This window comes from Anaerocolumna sp. (genome assembly GCF_032079385.1).
In the GTDB taxonomy this organism is placed as follows: Bacteria; Bacillota; Clostridia; order Lachnospirales; family Lachnospiraceae; genus Anaerocolumna.
The window spans coordinates 1-19482 of record NZ_DAMAUC010000024.1; the positions used below are offsets into that span (position 1 = coordinate 1).

17 protein-coding genes, 7 tRNA genes and 1 pseudogene are annotated in these 19482 nt (G+C 35.2%); 23 read left to right on the forward strand and 2 right to left on the reverse strand.

Features of this window, described 5'->3' with window-relative positions:
- Positions 1-48: 48 nt before the first annotated feature.
- Positions 49-972, reverse strand: a complete 924-nt coding sequence (locus RT261_RS16395; protein WP_313134113.1) for an alpha/beta hydrolase — start codon at positions 970-972, stop codon at positions 49-51.
- Positions 973-1146: 174 nt separating this feature from the next.
- Here RT261_RS16395 and RT261_RS16400 point away from each other — a divergent pair, with 174 nt between their 5' ends.
- The 21 genes from RT261_RS16400 (at position 1147) to vanT (ending at position 15388) form a co-directional block, all read left to right on the forward strand.
- Complete coding sequence (locus RT261_RS16400) at positions 1147-2295, forward strand: N-acetylmuramoyl-L-alanine amidase family protein (protein ID WP_313134115.1); 1149 nt, start codon at positions 1147-1149, stop codon at positions 2293-2295.
- 19 nt (positions 2296-2314) lie between these two features.
- The gene (locus tag RT261_RS16405; RefSeq protein ID WP_313134116.1) at positions 2315-2917 is read left to right on the forward strand and encodes an XTP/dITP diphosphatase; all 603 of its coding nucleotides are present in this window, start codon (positions 2315-2317) and stop codon (positions 2915-2917) included.
- Positions 2918-3068: 151 nt separating this feature from the next.
- Positions 3069-3551: a metallophosphoesterase gene (locus RT261_RS16410; RefSeq protein WP_313134118.1), complete on the forward strand. Its 483-nt coding sequence runs from the start codon at positions 3069-3071 to the stop codon at positions 3549-3551.
- 175 nt (positions 3552-3726) lie between these two features.
- A tRNA-Pro gene (locus tag RT261_RS16415) sits at positions 3727-3801 on the forward strand.
- 107 nt (positions 3802-3908) lie between these two features.
- Positions 3909-3979, forward strand: a tRNA-Gly gene (locus RT261_RS16420).
- 26 nt (positions 3980-4005) lie between these two features.
- Positions 4006-4079, forward strand: a tRNA-Arg gene (locus tag RT261_RS16425).
- Between the two features lie 10 nt (positions 4080-4089).
- Positions 4090-4163: transfer RNA gene (locus RT261_RS16430), tRNA-His, on the forward strand.
- 28 nt (positions 4164-4191) lie between these two features.
- Positions 4192-4263, forward strand: a tRNA-Gln gene (locus tag RT261_RS16435).
- A gap of 59 nt (positions 4264-4322) precedes the next feature.
- A tRNA-Lys gene (locus RT261_RS16440) sits at positions 4323-4395 on the forward strand.
- A gap of 4 nt (positions 4396-4399) precedes the next feature.
- Positions 4400-4479, forward strand: a tRNA-Leu gene (locus RT261_RS16445).
- 237 nt (positions 4480-4716) lie between these two features.
- Positions 4717-5229, forward strand: a complete 513-nt coding sequence (locus RT261_RS16450) for a GNAT family N-acetyltransferase (protein WP_313134119.1) — start codon at positions 4717-4719, stop codon at positions 5227-5229.
- Positions 5230-5272: 43 nt separating this feature from the next.
- Positions 5273-5929 carry an alpha/beta fold hydrolase gene (locus tag RT261_RS16455; RefSeq protein ID WP_313134121.1) on the forward strand — a complete coding sequence of 219 codons (657 nt, stop codon included), beginning with the start codon at positions 5273-5275 and terminating at the stop codon, positions 5927-5929.
- A gap of 163 nt (positions 5930-6092) precedes the next feature.
- Positions 6093-6599 (forward strand): GNAT family N-acetyltransferase, encoded by a 507-nt coding sequence (locus RT261_RS16460; RefSeq protein ID WP_313134123.1) that lies wholly within the window; start codon positions 6093-6095, stop codon positions 6597-6599.
- A 24-nt stretch (positions 6600-6623) separates the two neighbouring features.
- Positions 6624-7391, forward strand: a complete 768-nt coding sequence (locus RT261_RS16465) for a GNAT family N-acetyltransferase (RefSeq protein WP_313134124.1) — start codon at positions 6624-6626, stop codon at positions 7389-7391.
- A 253-nt stretch (positions 7392-7644) separates the two neighbouring features.
- A complete protein-coding gene (locus RT261_RS16470) occupies positions 7645-8037 on the forward strand; it encodes a hypothetical protein (protein WP_313134126.1) in 393 nt (130 codons plus the stop codon).
- A gap of 478 nt (positions 8038-8515) precedes the next feature.
- Positions 8516-9067, forward strand: a complete 552-nt coding sequence (locus tag RT261_RS16475) for a DJ-1 family glyoxalase III (protein WP_313134127.1) — start codon at positions 8516-8518, stop codon at positions 9065-9067.
- A gap of 186 nt (positions 9068-9253) precedes the next feature.
- Positions 9254-9958, forward strand: a complete 705-nt coding sequence (gene vanR / locus RT261_RS16480; protein ID WP_313134128.1) for a VanR-ABDEGLN family response regulator transcription factor — start codon at positions 9254-9256, stop codon at positions 9956-9958.
- Positions 9951-11051: a vancomycin resistance histidine kinase VanS gene (gene vanS, locus RT261_RS16485; protein WP_442871782.1), complete on the forward strand. Its 1101-nt coding sequence runs from the start codon at positions 9951-9953 to the stop codon at positions 11049-11051. The genes vanR and vanS overlap by 8 nt, the downstream gene beginning before the upstream one ends.
- Positions 11052-11454: 403 nt before the next feature.
- Positions 11455-12507: a D-alanine--D-serine ligase VanG gene (gene vanG, locus RT261_RS16490; protein WP_313134130.1), complete on the forward strand. Its 1053-nt coding sequence runs from the start codon at positions 11455-11457 to the stop codon at positions 12505-12507.
- Positions 12504-13262, forward strand: coding sequence for a M15 family metallopeptidase (locus RT261_RS16495; RefSeq protein ID WP_313134131.1), 759 nt, complete (start codon positions 12504-12506; stop codon positions 13260-13262). Before vanG ends, RT261_RS16495 begins: the two co-directional genes overlap by 4 nt.
- A complete protein-coding gene (vanT, locus tag RT261_RS16500) occupies positions 13259-15388 on the forward strand; it encodes a serine racemase VanT catalytic subunit (RefSeq protein WP_313134133.1) in 2130 nt (709 codons plus the stop codon). Before RT261_RS16495 ends, vanT begins: the two co-directional genes overlap by 4 nt.
- A 130-nt stretch (positions 15389-15518) precedes the next feature.
- On the opposite strand, the gene RT261_RS16505 is transcribed toward vanT, so the two are convergent.
- Complete coding sequence (locus RT261_RS16505; protein ID WP_313134134.1) at positions 15519-16826, reverse strand: alanine/glycine:cation symporter family protein; 1308 nt, start codon at positions 16824-16826, stop codon at positions 15519-15521.
- Positions 16827-17261: 435 nt separating this feature from the next.
- Between RT261_RS16505 and RT261_RS16510 the strand changes: the two are divergent.
- Positions 17262-17471 (forward strand): annotated as a pseudogene (locus RT261_RS16510) (small, acid-soluble spore protein, alpha/beta type); the annotation flags it as partial.
- 386 nt (positions 17472-17857) lie between these two features.
- Positions 17858-19207, forward strand: coding sequence for a phosphoglucosamine mutase (gene glmM / locus RT261_RS16515; protein ID WP_313134136.1), 1350 nt, complete (start codon positions 17858-17860; stop codon positions 19205-19207).
- The last annotated feature ends 275 nt before the right edge of the window (positions 19208-19482 follow it).

A 19482-nucleotide genomic window follows, 5' to 3' on the forward strand; every position in this document is an offset into this window, starting at 1 on the left:
CCCCAGTAACACTTTCTGAGTTCTCTACACCCCTCCAGGCAAAGCGTCCTACTGCAACAAATTTTTATTAATCCAATTATGTATGTCTTCCATTATTTCGTGAGAGTTTAATTCTTGCAATAATTCGTGCCGGCATTCAGGGTATAACTTCCAGGAGAGTTTATTGAAGTTTGATTTTTCGTACATGGCAACTAAGTGATGGATTTCGGTACCGTAGCCGCCAACAGGGTCTTTATCGCCTGAAATAATGTGTATTGGTAGGTCGGTCCTTGTTTTACTCATAAGAGATGGTTTTGAGGCTTGTAAAGACAGTTTTATCAGATCGATATAAAAACTTATGGTGCAGATAAAACCGCAATAGGGATCATGTATGTATGCGCCTACAGCGTTGTTATCTCTGGATAGCCAATCGAAGGAGGTTCGGGTGGATAATGATGTATAAGATTTTGCACCGAATAGCAGGTTGTCAATAAACTTGGAACGGTGCATAGGTCCGTATAATAATTTGACAATATGTGCAAGAAAAAGACCGGATTTTGCTTTCAATCTAGAAGGACAGGTTGTTCCGCATAAAATAACTCCGTCCAGGTTATCTTCTTGCTGTATTACATTACGGGCTATTAGAGAACCCATGCTGTGACCGAATAAGAAGAGTTTATTGGATCGTTTCTTTTTCATAACAAAATAAAGAACTTCCAAAGCATCTTCAACTACTAATTTATGTCCGTCAGATGTGCTATAAAAGCCTAGTTCCTTTATCATTTTATCTGTTCCGTGTCCTCTATGGTCATAGAGATAAACATCGATCCCGTTAGAGCATAAATACTTTGCAAAGTTATGATAACGATTATGATGTTCAGCCATTCCATGTAACAGGAGGATACTTGCTTTCGGATCTTGGGAACTAAAATAATGGTGCAATATGGTTTTATGGCTGTCTTTTTGTATGATAATATCTTTGTTAACTTCCATGTTCACTATCCTTCCTTTTACGGGCAATCTATATATTTTTCCTAAATGAAGCTGTTTCAATTTTATTATACCTCTAAATTTTAAAAAAGCAATTTTATTCCAGTGAAAAGGGGAAAATGTTATTGTAGAATTCGATAAAACATAGTATAATTCTACATATCAGGGGGAAAATAGATGAACGATCAAAGACTGAAACTTTTGGCAATTCATAGTTTAACGATTATGTTGGTAGTTATAGCAATAGCTATCGCTATTTCACCGAGCAATCAAAGGAAAATTTATGCGGATGAAAGTCGAAATAGAGGAAAATCCGTTGATTTAAAAAATACACAGTTGGAAGTAGAAGTTATTACAGATGGAATTATCTCGAAAGAGGAATTGAAAAATAATACTTTAGGAGATAAGTATCTTGTTATTAAAAAAGAGGAAAAATCACTGTTTCCGGTAGAAGTCCAGGACTATTATATGGACCATAGCATTGAAATTACGGTAAAGGGTCTGAAGGGTAAAAGCTTTTATGATTCTTCAATCTACCGTGTGAATGGGGATACAACATTTACCGGAATACCTGTTGAAACGGAAGAAGAAACATTAGATCTTGTGAAAAGCTTTCATGTTGATTATACAAAAAGCGAGTCTACAGGATTTTACACAGCAGTTATATATATTACTTTAGATAATATATATGCTAATTTGGTATATCAGGATGAGGAAAATATATATATTGATTTAAAACGCCCAAAGGATGTATATAATAAAATCGTGGTCGTTGATGCCGGGCATGGCGGTACCGATCCAGGGACCTATTCACAAGGTGAAGAACATTATGAAAAGGAAATAAATTTAAGTATTGTACTTTATCTGCAGGAATTACTGGATAAAGAAGATATTAAAGTATATTATACGAGAACTTCGGATAAAACAGTTTACTTAAACCCCAGGGTCTTTTTTGCTAATGATGTGGAAGCAGATTTCTTTATTAGTGTACATTGTAATGGAAGTGAATCCTCCGAACCAAGTGGAGGGGAAGTTTTATATAACGACATTACAATGGACAACGGTTTTAGTTCAAAACAATTAGCAGAAATATGTTTGGAAGAGCTTACTAATGTTACACATAAAATTAATCGGGGGCTTGTAAAAGAAGAAGATGTGGTTATTGTAAAAAAAGCCAAAATGCCTATGGCTTTATTGGAAGTAGGATTTATGTCAAACCCGGGCGAAATGGAATTTTTACTTCAGGAAAGTAATAGAAGGGATATAGCAAAGGGAATACATAAAGCCATTATGAAAGCCTATGAGGAGTTAGAAAAATATAATTAGGCAGCAGATAGGAGATACTATGAAACGAATTATTTTTGCCACAACCAATGAAGGAAAAATAAAAGAAATAAAAGCTATATTAAGTGATTTGAATGTTGAGATCGTTTCCTTAAAGGAAGCGGGTATTCATGTAAATATAGTGGAAGATGGTGAAACCTTTGAAGAGAATGCTATAATAAAAGCAAAAACAATCATGGAATTAACCGGTGAAATCGTTTTGGCAGATGACTCCGGTTTAGAGGTAGATGCCATGGATAAGGCTCCGGGAGTGTATTCTGCCAGGTTCCTCGGGGAAGGCACTTCATACGACATAAAAAATCAACATATTTTGGATAAATTAAAAGATGTGGAACAAGAGGATAGAAGTGCAAGATTTGTCTGTGTAATTGCATGTGCTATGCCGGATGATGAAATCTTGACTAAGAGAGCTACCATTGAAGGTTTCATAGGATATGAAACCACTGGAAATAACGGCTTTGGTTATGATCCTATATTTTGGGTACCAGAATTTAGTAATACGTTAGCACAATTATCATTAGAGCAAAAGAATGAAATTAGTCATAGAGGAAAAGCTTTAATGGAAATGAGAGAAGAATTAAGGAAAAAACTAAAAGAAAATTAATTTAAGAATATTGTTAGAAAGAGTGAAACAGAAGCTAAAAAGTGGTTTTGTAAAAACATAGTAATTAGGCGGGCTTAATTATCATACTTTGGTACCGACTTGTTCTTTAGTATTTAAATACTGCTTTTGGTATATGGTTGAAAGAGTGAATATGAAAATTTTAATTGTAAGCGATTCGCATGGAAGAATAAATAACCTTATCAAAACCATAGATAGGGTTAAACCTATAGATTTAATATTGCACCTTGGAGATATTGAAGGAGATGAAGATTCAATAAGGGAAATTGCACCTTGTAACGTGGAGATGGTTAGTGGTAATAATGATTATTATACATCTTTAGAAAAAGAAAAGGTTATTAAACTAGGTAATCACACTGTGTTTTTAACTCATGGACACAGGTATGGTGTTAATTTTAGAACAGATTTTATAAAAGAAGCAGCAGAAGAACATAGGGCGGATATTGTCATATTTGGACATACCCATCGTCCTTTGATTGACTTATCAGGTAGGGTGTGGGCTGTTAATCCGGGCAGTATTTCCCAGCCAAGACAAGAGGGTGCAGTTCCAACCTTTATTATTATGGATATAGATAAGGACGGAAGGGCACACTTTACTTTAAACTATCTGAAATAACGGGATAACCATGATTTCTTCAGGGTATAATATACCCGATTTATCCCGTAATAACGCTCGTGGAAGCTTTTTCCTAGAGAATTTTTAAAAAAGTTTAAAAAAGTTGTTGACATTAAAGTAAGTCTATTATATAATAATTCTTGCGTCGCGAGAGAGACGGCAAAACACTGGAAAACGGGGTGTGGCTCAGCTTGGCTAGAGCGCTTGATTTGGGATCAAGAGGTCGCAGGTTCGAATCCTGTCACCCCGATTTGTACAAGCAGGTTTAAATCCGGTTGATTTGTGCAAGATAGTATTAAGTGCAGAATGAATTTGTTACACAAAGCTTCATAATAATTCTATGCAAAGAGTTTATGTGCGGGTGTAGTTCAATGGTAGAACACTAGCCTTCCAAGCTAGATACGTGGGTTCGATTCCCATCACCCGCTTGATGTGCGTGATTGCATGTCGAAATGTGCTAGTAGCTCAGTTGGATAGAGCAACGGCCTTCTAAGCCGTGTGTCGGGGGTTCGAATCCCTTCTGGCACGTTTTTATATGGTGGGTATAGCGCAGTTGGTTAGCGCGCCAGATTGTGGCTCTGGAGGCCAAGGGTTCGAATCCCTTTATCCACCTTGTAATGAAATTTGTTTTAATTATTAATGGGCTGTCGCCAAGCGGTAAGGCACAGGACTTTGACTCCTGCATTCGCTGGTTCGAATCCAGCTAGCCCAGTTTCTAACTGAATATTGTTAGATGATAGGATGTTTAACTTAATATAGTTAACATCAGATGGGATATTAGCTCAGTTGGTAGAGCACTTGACTTTTAATCAAGGTGTCCCGGGTTCGAATCCCGGATGTCTCATTTTGCGGATGTGGCGGAACTGGCAGACGCGCTAGACTTAGGATCTAGTGGGATACCGTGGGGGTTCAAGTCCCTTCATCCGCATTACTAATAAGCCATATGCTGGAGTTTGGACTGCATGTGGTTTTTTTATTATGTAGATATACTATTGTAAATATGCTATAAACAAAATTTATTTATATTCTGTAGGCTGCAGCAACTTTTTTATGAGTTGCTGTTTTTTATTTACCTGCTATTACTTAAACTCTTGTGGTTTAAGCTTTTTCTTTTATTATATTTATGATATATTAAATGCAGGTTATTATAGGGAGACAATGAACTATGATTTTAGAAACCAAAAGACTTATTTTAAGAAAAATGGTTGAAATGGATTTTCCTTCTCTTTGTAAAATTTTACAAGATGATGATGTAATGTATGCTTATGAGGGTAGATTTAAAGATGATGAGGTTCAAAACTGGCTTGATAAACAGCTGAGAAACTATAAAGAATATGGGTTTGGTTTATGGGCGGTTATTCTGAAAGAAACAGGTATCATGATTGGACAGTGTGGAATAACTATGCAGGATTACAGTGGCAGCCGGGTTATGGAAGTGGGATATCTTTTTCAAAAGAAATATTGGCATTGCGGATATGCAAGTGAGGCGGCTATTGCCTGTAAAGAATACGCTTTTAATAAGCTGAATGCAAAAGAAGTGTATTCAATTATCCGGGACACAAATATACCGTCCCAGAACGTAGCAAAGAGAAACGGTATGACTCGTATCGACGAGCTTGTGAAGCATTATCGAGGTGTTGATATGCCCCACTATGTATTTAACGTTAAGAGAAGGTAAAATAGAAAAATGAATTAGAGTATAAAAGCGGAGGATAATCTAAATGAAGATAATGGTAAATAATATTGAACTTGCTTATGAAAAACTTGGAAAGGGTGACCCCCTTATACTTTTGCATGGGAACGGTGAAAATCATCATATTTTTGATGAGATTACTAAAAAGTTAGAAAATAATTTCACCATATATTCTATTGATAGCAGAAATCATGGGGAAAGTACCAAAACAGGAGATTATTCATATGAAACCATGGCAAAAGATATTTATTTCTTTATCAAAACTTTAAATTTAGGAAAAGTAAACATTGTTGGCTTTAGTGATGGTGCTATTATTGCCTTAATTCTGGCAATGGATCAGGGGGAATGTATTAGTAAAATGGCGCTTTTGGGTGTGAATTTAAAACCAGATGATTTTAAGAAAGAAAGTTATCAATTTGTAAAGGAAACATACGAAGAAACCAAAGATCCTTTATTCAAGCTAATGTTAGAACAACCGAATATTGAATTAGATGATGTGAAAACTGTAACCATTCCCACGTTAGTTATAGCGGCGGAACATGATATATTTAAACCGGAGTTATTTATTGATCTTACAAACGCCTTGCCAAATGCAGAATTAGTAATAATGAAGGGGCATGCACATGATAGTTATATTGTAAATCAAGATATTCTATATCCTGATTTAGTGAAATTTTTTATTTAAGTAATTAATGTTATCAGCATAATCAGGTTTAAAGAGTTCAAAATTTATCTGATTTAAAAGCATATGATTAACCAAGTTGAAAAAGAAGCAAGATTGTTTCTTTTTTAACCTGATTTTTTATGTTATATTTAAATTATTTATATTATCTATAGGGGGTTTGGAAATGGAATGTAAAATACGTTCATGGAGAGTAGAAGATGCAAAAGATCTGGCGGAGGCTTTGGATAACAAAAAGATTCTTGATAATCTAAGAGATGGCTTACCATATCCATATACGGTAAATGATGCTAAGAATTATATTTCGGCAATGCTCGATTCAAAGAAAGATACAACCTATGCATTTGCAATTACTGTTAATGATAAGGCAGTAGGAAGTATTGGCGTGTTCCGCAAAGATAATATTCATTATAGAACTGGAGAAATGGGTTATTATATTGCAGAGCCATACTGGGGACAAGGAATTGGAACAAGTGCTGTTAAGCAAGTATGTCAATACATTTTTGAAAATACTGATATTATAAGAATTTTTGCGGAGCCTTTTGCTCATAACTTGGGGTCCTGCCGTATACTTGAAAAATCAGGTTTCGTAAATGAGGGCACTTTAAGGAAAAATGCTGTAAAAAACGGAATTGTTCTTGACATGAAGATATATTCAAAAGTTAAAGAATAAACTATTATATCAGGGAGGCATATTGTGACTAATCAAGAGATATTGAAAATTGCAACGGATCAATCAGCTATAGATGCGAACTGTTGTGGAGAAGATTTTTTTCATAATGATAATAAGGTTGTTCTATCTTCTGTTAGCCCAAATGCCAGAAGATACTTAACATTACCATTATACTGTAATCTGATTTCTTACGGAAATAATATTGTTGCATCTGTAGACAAGGAAATTGCAGATACGGTAAAAGAATATATTAATAAATATCCAGTTGAACATTGTTTTGAAACTCCGAATTTCCATATGCTCAATGACGAGCTTCAAAAGAAAGGTATGAGAATCTGTTTTATGGCTGAATACTTTCTGCCGGATGTGAATGTCCTTACAGCAATGGATTGTAATTATGAGATGAAAGTTTTAGAGCCAAAGGATTTTGCGGACTTGTATACGGACGAATGGAGCAATGCATTGTGCCATAAGAGAAAACATTTAGATGTTTTAGCAGTGGGAGCTTATGACGGTAACAGGCTGATAGGATTGGCAGGCTGTTCAGATGATTGCGATACTATGTGGCAAATTGGAGTGGATGTGTTACCTGAATATAGAAAAAAAGGGGTGGCCTCGGCTTTAACGAGTCATTTGGCTTTAGAAATTTTGCAGAGAAATAAAGTTCCATTTTACTGTGCAGCATGGTCTAATATCAGGTCAGTGCGGAATGCTATAAAAAGCGGATTTCGTCCGGCCTGGATTGAGATGACTGCTAAAAGTATAGAGTTTGTTTCTGAAATGAACAGATAGCTTAAATTGATTGGTTTAGAAGAAGAGTAATACTATGAATGAAAAGGACAAATATTAGAAGAAGGAGAGAAAGGGGTAGCCGAAACTACTCCTTTTCTCTTTTAGCAATCAGGCGTAAGAAAACTAAATCAGAGCGAAGCCTATAGGCGGTTGGTATGGTAAGACATTTGCTTATACTCGTCACTTAAAATGCCCATTACAATAATGTCATGCATTTTATATTATTACAAAAGATGGAGTAGTACATCGGTTTATGAATAATGGGAATGTATATCTGGTTATTGACGATGATGCTTTTAAGGTGGATTATAAATGGCTTAGCAAGTGGAATTATACTGGTGATAGTATTGTACCCGATGGTTTTTGGGAGAACGTGATGCTGCATCCTGTGAGCTGTGAAAACATGTATATCTATACGGTTTCGGACAACACATTGAAAGAAACCGCCTATGAGCCTATGAATGAGCGGTTTGGAAGCAGTTTTGTACCGATAGAAGACGTGATCAATTCTAAAGTACTTGGAGAATACAGTTCCAATGCGGTCAGATTTGATATTGGGGAATATGGATTTCTTCATAACTACGATGGTACTCTTGGTACACTTTCTTATGTAAGGGATGATATGGTGTTAGGTTGTTTGATATAAAAGAAAATTGAAGCAGGCCTCCAGTATATAGGAAAATCTTCGGTGATAGTGCAGAAGGTCATAGGATGTATATGATGCATGATATAAAAGAACAAGGAGGATTACATTTAGGAAAGTGTTCAATGGATAGTACAGAAAATACAAATATATGATATAATAAGAGCGCAGTGAAAAAATACAATCGTTCTTACAATTACTGAGCGTAGAGGGAGATCATGAACCGGCTTTTTTCATTCATGATCTAATGTAAACGTAGTAAAGAATTTGTAGGTTTCTTGTAAATTCAGGACGGAATGCCAAGATTATGAATACATTTTTGGTTCATAATATAATGCAAACGGAGTAAAATATAAATTTGCTTGTAAGATGTTAAGGTGTGAATACAGGCCGGATTGAAAAATATTTTTTACCGGCAATGTGTGGAACAAAAATTGCTTTGTTAATAAATGGTGTATAAAGCACCGGAATGGAGGTTTCTATGTCAGAAGTTTATATATTTTTAGCAGACGGATTTGAAGAAATTGAGGGCCTTACTGTAACGGATCTTCTAAGAAGAGCTGGAATTGATATTACCATGGTTTCTATCACCGGGTCTAAAGAGATTACAGGGGCTCATAATATTAAAGTGATTGCAGATGAGTTATTTGATGAAACTGATTATAATAATGCCAGTATGTTAGTATTACCAGGGGGAATGCCAGGTACTACACATCTATTGGAACATAAGAAACTACGTGAATTATTACTGAAACATAATTCTGAAAATAAAATGATTGCTGCAATTTGTGCGGCTCCAAGTGTATTGGGAATGCATGGCATCTTAGAGGATAAGAAAGCCACCTGCTATCCCGGATTTGAAGATAAATTAGTTGGTGCTGTTTATACCAATGAAAAAGTGGTAAAAGATAAGAATGTTATTACAAGCAAAGGGCTTGGAACTGCTATTGATTTTGCTGCTTCTATTATTGAGCACTATCAGGGAAAAGCGGCAGCAGACCGGATTAAATCTTCAATACAATATGAATATTAAAAGGCAATAAGAAAAAAGGAGTTGTAAGATATATCTAATAGTAAATGATAAGAATCTCATTAAACCTTACTAAAAGGTCCTTGCAAAATCCATAAATTTAAGGATTTAAATATGTCAAGCTTTTTAAAGGATTATTTTGAGTTTTTATAATCAAGATAAATATAAGATATATCATATAAGAATATTATGAGTATTAATATATTAATTGTAGACGATGAACAACCAATTGCAGATTTAATTGAAGTTTATCTAAAGAATGAGAATTATAATGTATATAAATTCTATACGGGAAAGGAAGCCCTTGAATGTATCAATTCAGTACCACTGGATTTGGCTATATTAGATGTTATGCTTCCTGATACGGATGGTTTCTCCATATGCCAGAAGATACGAGAAAAATATTTCTTCCCGGTTCTAATGCTGACTGCGAAGGTGGAGGATATGGATAAAATTATGGGACTAACATTGGGGGCAGATGATTATATAACTAAGCCCTTTAATCCGCTGGAACTTTGTGCACGGGTAAAGACACAATTAAGAAGGTATAAGAAATATAATCATTTGGAGGGGCTGGTTCAGCTTCCAGAGGAAAATAATGAATTTGATTTTGCAGGACTAGTAATTAATAAAGATAGCCATAAATGCACTTTATATGGTAAGGAGCTGCAATTAACGCCCATTGAATTCTCTATTCTATGGTATCTATGTGAACATAAAGGTAAAGTTATCTCTTCCGAAGAATTATTTGAAGCAGTCTGGGGAGAGAAATATTTAGATAATAACAATACGGTTATGGCCCATGTGGCAAGATTACGGGAGAAGATGAAGGAACCTTCCAGAAAACCGAAATTCATTAAAACAGTATGGGGGGTGGGGTATACCATTGAATAAGAATAAATATAAATCCTCAGGTGGGAAATTAACAAGGAGAATATTTGCACAATTCTTCTTAGTACTTGTTATTTATTCAGTTGCCTTAGTTGTTTCCTTTATATTTGCCAGTACTTTCTTTGCTTTTTTTTCTTGGGAAAATGAAAACATCTTATATAGGGTATTAAGGCTTATTAATAATAACGAATTGTTATTTTTGGCATGTTGCTGGCTGCTTGGTTTTATTGTGATATTTCTTATATTTTGGAGAAAAACCCTGGGGTATGTTGATACTATTGTAGAAGCCAGTAATGTGCTCGTAGAGCCAGGTGATAATTTAATTCATCTTCCAGACGAATTAAAACAAGTAGAAGATCAAATGAATCAGATAAAACAACAGGCCATCCGTAATGCAAGATTAGCCAAAGAATCGGAACAACGTAAAAATGATTTAATTGTATATCTAGCCCACGATTTAAAGACGCCTCTTACTTCTGTTATCGGATACCTGAACTTATTACGGGACGAATTGCAGATATCTGAGGAACTGAGAGAAAAATATTTATCAATTTCATTAGATAAAGCAGAACGTTTAGAAGATCTCATCAATGAATTTTTTGAGATTACCAGATTTAATTTAAGTAATCTTACTTTAGAATTAAGCCGCACTAATTTATCAAGAATGTTAGAACAGATAGTATACGAATTCAAACCAATATTAGACACGAAAAATTTAGATTGTAAATTAGAAATTGCACCCAATATGGAAATAAAGTGTGATATTAATAAAATGGAACGTGTTTTTGACAATCTGATTCGAAATGCAATTAATTATAGCTTTGAAAACAGTACAATTGAAATAACTGTAACTAAGGAACAAGATCACATATCAATGAGTTTTTTAAACCATGGCAATACAATTTCCAAAGAAAAACTAAGCCGTATCTTTGAACAATTCTACCGCCTGGATACTTCCCGTGCTACAAAAACAGGTGGTGCAGGCCTTGGACTTGCTATTGCAAAGGAGATTATTGAATTGCATCATGGAACTATTACCGCTTCCAGTGAAAATGAGCAGATTGAGTTTGTTGTATGGCTTCCAGATAATAATTAACCTATATTATTTACTACCTTAAGAAAATCTTATGAATTTACGAATAAAATCTCAACAATTTCTTATTAAAAAACGAAAAAATGAAGTTCTCTGTTTTGGTACTATGTATGTACCGGAACAGAGAACTTTTTTGTTATAGGAAATGGCTCCTATCTTTTTAGCAATGTTTAATTCTAAAGGATAGCTGTAGAAGGTTATCCATATCCCGGCAATTAAATTCTACAATCGGTTCGTAATATAACACCCAATAGAAAATGTGAAAGTATCTTCACAAATCTAAGGCATGGCTTACATTTGGAAAGAAGTCCATGAGAATCATTGGAATTCTCATGTTAAATTTTTCGTCTATTATTCGAGATGTCACAAAGAGACATCCTGTAATGTGAAAGGAGTATAGTTAACAATGGAAAAGAAAAAAGTTGCAATTATTTTTGGAGGCTGTTCTACCGAATATGAAGTATCCTTACAATCAGCCTATGCAGTAATAACAAATATAAACAATCAAAGGTATGACACCGTTTTATTAGGAATTTCAAGAGAGGGTAATTGGTTCCGTTATTATGGGGATCCTGATAAAATTCCGGCCAATACCTGGCATCTGGAAAAAGAACATTGTATTCCCGCAGCCATATCACCAAGCAGAGATATTCATGGAATCATAGAATTCTATGATGATGAATTGAAATTTACAAGAATTGATATTGCCTTTCCAATGTTACACGGTAAAAATGGAGAAGATGGCACCCTGCAAGGACTAATTGAACTGGCGGGGATTCCTCTGGTAGGTTGTAATTCACTATCCTCTGCATTATGTATGGATAAGGACAGAGCCCACAAACTGGCTGAGTTAGCAGGGGTAAAGACACCTTCGTCAGTGGTTTTCCCAGGTCCCCTATCAGAAAATCTGATTTTTGAAAAGACAAGCCATTTAACCTATCCCTTATTTGTAAAACCGGTAAAAGCAGGTTCTTCTTTTGGAATAACCAAGGTTTATAAAAAAGAGCAATTACCGGAGGCGGTAAAGACTGCGTTCCAACATGACAGTCAAGTTATTGTAGAAGAAAATATAGATGGTTTTGAGGTGGGTTGTGCAGTTCTTGGTAATGAGGAGCTTATTATTGGTGAGGTAGATGAGATTGAATTAACGGCGGGATTCTTTGATTACACAGAAAAATATACTTTAAAATCCTCCCAAATTCACATGCCAGCAAGAATTGATGGGGAATTGAAAGATAAAATTAAAAATACCGCAGTCTCTATTTATCGTGCTTTAGGCTGTTCCGGATTTGCAAGAGTAGATATGTTTATTGCACAAAAGGGAGAAATCGTTTTTAACGAAGTGAATACCATTCCCGGGTTTACCTCCCACAGCCGTTATCCCAATATGATGAAAGGAATTGGATTACAATTTGACGAAATTGTGGACAAGCTAATCCAATTAGGGCTGGAAAGATGAGAAGAATAACCTTAAATGAATCGGATATTTTTCATGGACCATTAATTCTTGTAAATAAAGAACATCAGCTTCAATATAAAAGCGATCCGAATTTAGTACCTTATAGTTTGGAATACAAAGAGATACAACTGGATGCAAAAACTGCATCTATGTTATCAAAATTGCTGGAATCCATTCAATGTGATGATGAGATTATTCCGGTTAGCGGTTATCGCAGCAAAGAGGAGCAGGAAGAAATATTTGAAAATTCACTTTTAGAAAATGGGCTTGAATTTACACATAAATATGTGGCTTTCCCGGATCATAGTGAACACCAGACCGGTCTTGCAATTGATTTGGGGGAAAACTGTGAATCTATTGATTTTATCCGGCCAGAGTTTCCTTATTCCGGTATATGTGGAGAATTTCGTGCCAAGGCTCCCCAATATGGATTTATTGAAAGGTATGGTAAAGGAAAAGAAACAATGACAGGAATTGCTCATGAACCCTGGCATTTTCGATATGTTGGATACCCTCACTCTTATTTAATAGAATACAACGGTTTAAGTCTGGAGGAGTATATTCAATTTGTAAAGGCATATTCCTACCAAGGAGAGCATCTTACAATTAAGCATAAAGGAACAGAGGTAAAAGTATTTTTTGTAGAAAGTAAAGGAGATCAAACAGTAATAGAATTATCAAACAGTGACTTATATCAGGTATCTGGTAATAATGTTGATGGTTTTATTGTTACAGTCTGGAGGCAATATTCATGAATATAACAAAAAGATATGCCACACTTGATATATTCAGGCTAGTTGCGGCATTTCTGATTATCGCAATCCACACCTCCCCTTTTTTATCAATCAATGAAACTGCTGACTTTATAATCGTTCGTATCATTGCCAGAGCAGCAGTTCCTTTTTTCTTTATGGTAACCGGTTATTTTTTATATTTATCCATGGAAAAAGGAAATAAGTTAAGCATAAGAAGAACTTTAAACAAGCTGATCGGCATCTATTTAGCTGGAATTCTTCTTTACCTGCCCCTTGATTTATATGGAGACTATTTTAAGCAAAACAATTTGCCCTTTCAGATTATAAAAGATCTAATTTTTGATGGTACATTCTATCATCTTTGGTATCTTCCAGCTGCAATCATTGGAATTCTACTGGTTCAGTTTTTATTACGTAAATTCTCTATGACCTATGTTTTTATGATTACTCTGGCATTATATATCATAGGGCTGGGGGGAGATAGTTATTATGGAATAGTTACACAGATTGGTACCATCCATAAAAGCTATGATTTCTTATTTAAAATAATGGATTATACAAGAAATGGATTGTTCTTTGCGCCAATTTATTTATTTTTAGGGTCCTGGATAGCATACTCTAAATATAAAATAAAAACGCAGATTGCAGTTACCGGGTTAATTATTTCCAATGTATTACTTATTATAGAAGGACTTCTGCTTCATAATTTTAAGGTGCAACGCCATGATAGTATGTATATTATGCTGTTACCATGTATGTATTTCTTGTTTTTAATATTATTACAGTATAATGGGAGCAGCATCAAAAAATTACGAACCCTATCTATGGTAATTTATATCATTCATCCCTGGATGATTGTGATTGTAAGGGGATTTGCAAAGATTTTACACCTTCAAAATATACTAATTTATAATAATTTCCTTCATTTTTTATCCGTTAGCATGCTATCCCTATTGGCAGGATTCATTGTTATATATCTTTGGACAAGATTAAAACCGGAGAATCCGGATAGTAACAGCAGAGCCTGGGTAGAAGTTGATTTAAATGCTTTGGTGCAGAATGCTTTTGCATTGAAAGAATGTCTGCCAAAAAGTTGTGAGTTAATGGCAGTGGTAAAAGCGAATGCCTATGGACACAGTGATATTGAAACAGCAAGAGAGTTGAACAAAGCGGGATTTTATACATTTGCAGTTGCAACACTGGCAGAGGGCATACGCCTTCGCAGAAAGGGAATTAAGGGTGAGATACTGGTGCTGGGATATACCAATCCTTCTGACGTAAATTGTATTACGAAATACCAGTTGACCCAAACTGTACTAAATTATGATTATGCCAGGGCATTAAATAAATCTTCGAAACAAGTAAAGGTTCATATAAAGATTGATACGGGTATGCACCGGTTAGGTGAAGATTATGATAGCTATGATAGTTTGGAACATATTTATAAACTGAAAAATTTAAAGGTTGAAGGAACCTTCACCCATCTTTGCACCAGTGACAGCTTAAAAGATGAAGATGTTACCTTTAGCCGGTTGCAAATAGAACGATTTTATGAGACCATACGCTATTTAAAGGTCAAAGGATATGATACAGGAAAGCTGCATATACAAAGCAGCTATGGAATCTTAAATTATCCGGAGCTGGAATGTGACTATGCCCGTGCCGGGATAGCGCTTTACGGAGTATTAAGCGACAAAAACGATACCCGTTTATCCGTTGACTTAAAACCAGTATTATCATTAAAGGCAAGGGTTGGTATAATTAAAAATATAAAAGCGGATGAAAGTGTAAGTTATGGAAGGTTATTTACTGCAAAGCATAATATGAAAATTGCAACGGTTACCATTGGTTATGCAGATGGAGTTCCAAGAAATCTTTTTGAGGCCGATACTTATGTATTGCTGCATTCTCAAAAGGCGCCAATTATCGGTCGAATCTGTATGGATCAATTCATTATAGATGTTACAGGTATAGATGATGTGAAACCGGGTGATATTGTCACTATTATGGGAAATGACGGCAAGGAGCAGATAAGATGTGAAGACTTTTCTGTTAGATGCGGAACTATTTCCAATGAGATATTAAGTCGCCTGGGAAATCGCCTGGGATATATATTCAAACAATAATATTTTTTATGAGGCTGCTGCAAAATGATTATTTTATACCGGTTGCGGACTTTAAAATCAATCTGCTTATCTTTATTCGGTATTCCATTTTGCAGCAGCTTTATATGTAATACAATTAATTTAATATAAGCTAATCTTTTACTTTCTTATACAATACCAGAAGTGATAATACATTTGGCATTATCATAAAAGCATTGACTAAATCAGAGAATTCCCACACAAATTCCAGAGATAGTATAGATCCTACAAAAATCATAACAATATAGCATACGCGGTAGGTTTCAATACCGCTTTTCCCAAATAAATAATCCACTGCTTTTTCCCCAAAATAAGACCATCCAATGAGGGTGGCAACAGCAAAGGCAATAATAGAAATACCAAGCATTGTTTCACCTACAACAGGAATTTGTTTAAAAGCAGCGGTGGTTAATTCTCCCGAGGAAAGGCCTTCTACGGATTGGGGATTTCGAAGCATGTTTGTTACTATAACCAATCCGGTAATAGCACACATTACAACGGTATCCCAGAAAGTTGCACTCATGGATATCAGCGCCTGGTCTTTCGGACTTTTTGTTTTTCCACTTGCAGCAGCAATAGCGGCAGTACCAAGGCCGGCTTCGTTGGTAAACAATCCCCGGGCAATACCATAACGGGCAGCTGTTTTAATCGTACTGCCGATAAATCCTCCCATCACTGCCTGAGGAAGAAAGGCAGAACGAAAGATCAAGGTAAAGGCAGGCAATATATATTGCAGATTCATAAGAAGCAATATAATACAGGCAAGGATATAAAACCCGCCCATAGCAGGAACTAAACGCATACAAATCTTCCCTATGGATTGAATGCCCCCCAGGATAACCAATCCGGTTACGAAAGCGGTGACAAATCCGGTTATGTAAGGAGATATTCCCCATAAATGGGAGGCCGTTTCTGTAACGGCATTGGATTGTGTGGAGCAGCCTACACCATAAGAAGCTAAAAGTGTTAAAAGACAGAATACAACAGCTAAGCCTTTGGAATGAAGGCCGTATTCCAATGTGTACATAGGTCCCCCAAGATAAGTACCGTCTTTTGTTTTTTTGCGGTATAAAACACCAAGATAGCATTCTGCATAGGTAGTTGCCATTCCAAATACACCGGTTAACCAGCACCAAAAAATTGCACCGGGTCCACCAAGTGCCACGGCTGTTGAGACTCCTATAATATTTCCGGTTCCAAGGGTAGCTGCTAAGGTGGTGGTAAGAGTTGCAAAACTGCTGGTATCACCTTCTCCGGACTGGGAGGGGGAAATGGATAATTTAATGCCTTTTCCAATCTTTTTTTGAATAAATTTCAAATAAAAAGTAAAGAAAAGATGGGTGCCAAAAAGGAGAATTAACATTGGCCAACTCCAAATTACACTATTTATGGTTTTGATAATATTAAATAACTGGTTCATAATAACCTCAATTCCGGTGCTTTAACACCATTAATAACGACAGCAATTTTACTCTCGCTTATTCCGAAAAAATTCTTAGCTGAAAAATTTGTTTTCTCAGACTATTTCTTAGGAAAAGCAATTACTATAATATATGTAAGAGTTAAAATGATTAGTATCTCTATAAACTTTTGTATCATTTTCTTCCTTTTAAAAAGAATGATTAATGGGAATAATAAGCAGCGTATACAAGATAAGAGAACGAAAGTAAAAATTATATAAAGTAATTTTTTCAATTCCACAACTTACCATCACAATTTTATAATAAAATTTATTATCACTGCTAACAATATCATCAAGATAATTGATTTACATCATTATCTAGTAGAGATAGAAGTTGAAATTACTCAACCGATATCTACAACAATTTATTAATAAACCACGGAGGTGAATTATATGGCAAGTAATAATAGGACAGGTTCTAACAGAACAGAAGTGCCTCAGGCTAGAGAAGCTCTTAACAGATTTAAAATGGAAGTTGCCGGTGAAATTGGAGTACCTTTAAAACAAGGTTACAACGGAGACTTAACAAGCTATCAGAATGGTTCTGTTGGCGGAGAAATGGTTAGACGTATGATTCAACGTCAAGAAGAATCTATGTCTGGAACATCATCAGCATCAGGTACTGCACCAGCTGCAGGCTTAGGACAACCAGGACAGGGAACATTCTAATCGAACTAAAAACTAAAAACGGCTGACTTTTGATTATGAAACAGATGCTTCATAACCGGTAAAAAGATAGTCAGAATGAAACATCATCTAGTATATATGATGAAGTAAGGGAGTTACATCTGTTACATGAAATCGTACATATGAGATGATGTTTTTTTTGTGTAAATAAAGCACTTTTTATTCCACGTTACATAATTTAAGTATAGAAATACAAACAACATTGGGTATAAAAAGTTGCACCTGGGTTTATATTATGTTACAATTTAACGGAAAAATAATCGCAATATATTGCGGTATTAATATAAAAAGGAGTCATATTTATGGGAAAATATTTTGGAACAGATGGATTTAGAGGAGAAGCAAATGTCGAACTCACTGTAGAGCATGCCTATAAGGTGGGAAGATTCTTAGGGCATTACTACGGCAAAGACCATAAAGCCAATATTGTAATTGGTAAAGACACAAGAAGATCAAGTTATATGTTTGAATATTCTTTAGTGGCCGGATTAACAGCAAGCGGCGCGGATGTTTACCTATTACATGTAACGACTACCCCCAGCGTTTCTTATGTAGTACGAAGTGAGAATTTTGATTGTGGAATCATGATATCTGCCAGCCATAATCCATACTATGACAACGGTATTAAGATTATTAACGGAAATGGTTTTAAATTAGAACCGGAAGTGGAAAACCAAATCGAAGAATACATAGATAGTGAAAAAGATACCATTCCTTTGGCAACCAAAGAAAATATCGGTAAAACTACGGATTATGCTATGGGAAGAAACCGCTACATAGGATACTTAATTTCTTTGGCAACCAGATCTTTTAAACAGGTGAAAGTGGGTCTGGATTGTGCAAATGGTTCTGCCTCCACAATAGCAAAAGGTGTATTTGATGCTCTGGGAGCAAAAACATTTACCATTCATAACGAACCTAATGGCCTTAATATTAATACTAACTGCGGATCGACACATATTGAAGAATTGCAGAAGTATGTGGTAGACAATGGTTTGGATGTTGGATTTGCTTATGACGGGGATGCGGACCGCTGTTTAGCTATAGATGAAAAGGGTAATATTATAGATGGCGATTTGATATTATATATTTGCGGCTGTTATATGAAAGAACGGGGCGAATTAAATAACAATACCATTGTAACTACAATAATGTCTAATATCGGTTTGTATAAAGCTTTTGATGAGCTGGGAATTTCTTATGAAAAAACAGCAGTTGGGGATAAATATGTATTTGAGAATATGATGACAAACAACCATTCCATTGGCGGAGAACAATCCGGGCACATCATTTTTAGCAAGCATGCAACTACTGGTGACGGAATTTTAACATCTTTAAAGATTATGGAAGTAATGCTTGAGAAGAAGCTTAAATTATCCGATATTGTGAAAGAAGTTATTATATATCCTCAGCTGTTAGTAAATGTGAGAGTTAAGAATAAAAAGGATGCAATAGAAGACTCTAAGGTAGCAGAAGTAATTGAAAGGGTTGCCGATGAGCTTGGGAATGACGGAAGAATCCTTGTTAGAGAAAGCGGTACGGAACCGGTACTTCGGGTAATGGTGGAAGCTAAGACAGATGAAATGTGTAAAAAATATGTAGATATGGTTGTTAGTACCATAAATACCCAGGGACATACGGTGGGAAAATAGAAAATAAAAGAATGCTGTCAAAAACATAATAGAATCTTAAGAATAAGAACAAAAATATTTATGGTATTTACAGAATTCCTATGTTATAATATACTAATGTCAAAACTCAGAATGGGAAATTGTCAGTTTTAATCTGCAAATTTTGTTAATAATTTAATATTATCATAACAAATTTTTATAATAATTAATTATTTTATAATTAGAAGATAAGTTGTGTATACAGTGGTGGATTATATTGACGTTAAAATTACAGGGATCGTATAAGAGATACGCTT

Coding starts and splice junctions, on each gene's coding strand:
- RT261_RS16395 (WP_313134113.1), bottom strand. CDS start 972: ATGGAAGTTAACAAAGATATTATCATACAAAAAGACAGCCATAAAACC.
- RT261_RS16400 (WP_313134115.1), top strand. CDS start 1,147: ATGAACGATCAAAGACTGAAACTTTTGGCAATTCATAGTTTAACGATT.
- RT261_RS16405 (WP_313134116.1), top strand. CDS start 2,315: ATGAAACGAATTATTTTTGCCACAACCAATGAAGGAAAAATAAAAGAA.
- RT261_RS16410 (WP_313134118.1), top strand. CDS start 3,069: ATGAAAATTTTAATTGTAAGCGATTCGCATGGAAGAATAAATAACCTT.
- RT261_RS16450 (WP_313134119.1), top strand. CDS start 4,717: ATGATTTTAGAAACCAAAAGACTTATTTTAAGAAAAATGGTTGAAATG.
- RT261_RS16455 (WP_313134121.1), top strand. CDS start 5,273: ATGAAGATAATGGTAAATAATATTGAACTTGCTTATGAAAAACTTGGA.
- RT261_RS16460 (WP_313134123.1), top strand. CDS start 6,093: ATGGAATGTAAAATACGTTCATGGAGAGTAGAAGATGCAAAAGATCTG.
- RT261_RS16470 (WP_313134126.1), top strand. CDS start 7,645: ATGAATAATGGGAATGTATATCTGGTTATTGACGATGATGCTTTTAAG.
- RT261_RS16475 (WP_313134127.1), top strand. CDS start 8,516: ATGTCAGAAGTTTATATATTTTTAGCAGACGGATTTGAAGAAATTGAG.
- vanR (WP_313134128.1), top strand. CDS start 9,254: ATGAGTATTAATATATTAATTGTAGACGATGAACAACCAATTGCAGAT.
- vanG (WP_313134130.1), top strand. CDS start 11,455: ATGGAAAAGAAAAAAGTTGCAATTATTTTTGGAGGCTGTTCTACCGAA.
- RT261_RS16495 (WP_313134131.1), top strand. CDS start 12,504: ATGAGAAGAATAACCTTAAATGAATCGGATATTTTTCATGGACCATTA.
- vanT (WP_313134133.1), top strand. CDS start 13,259: ATGAATATAACAAAAAGATATGCCACACTTGATATATTCAGGCTAGTT.
- RT261_RS16505 (WP_313134134.1), bottom strand. CDS start 16,826: ATGAACCAGTTATTTAATATTATCAAAACCATAAATAGTGTAATTTGG.
- glmM (WP_313134136.1), top strand. CDS start 17,858: ATGGGAAAATATTTTGGAACAGATGGATTTAGAGGAGAAGCAAATGTC.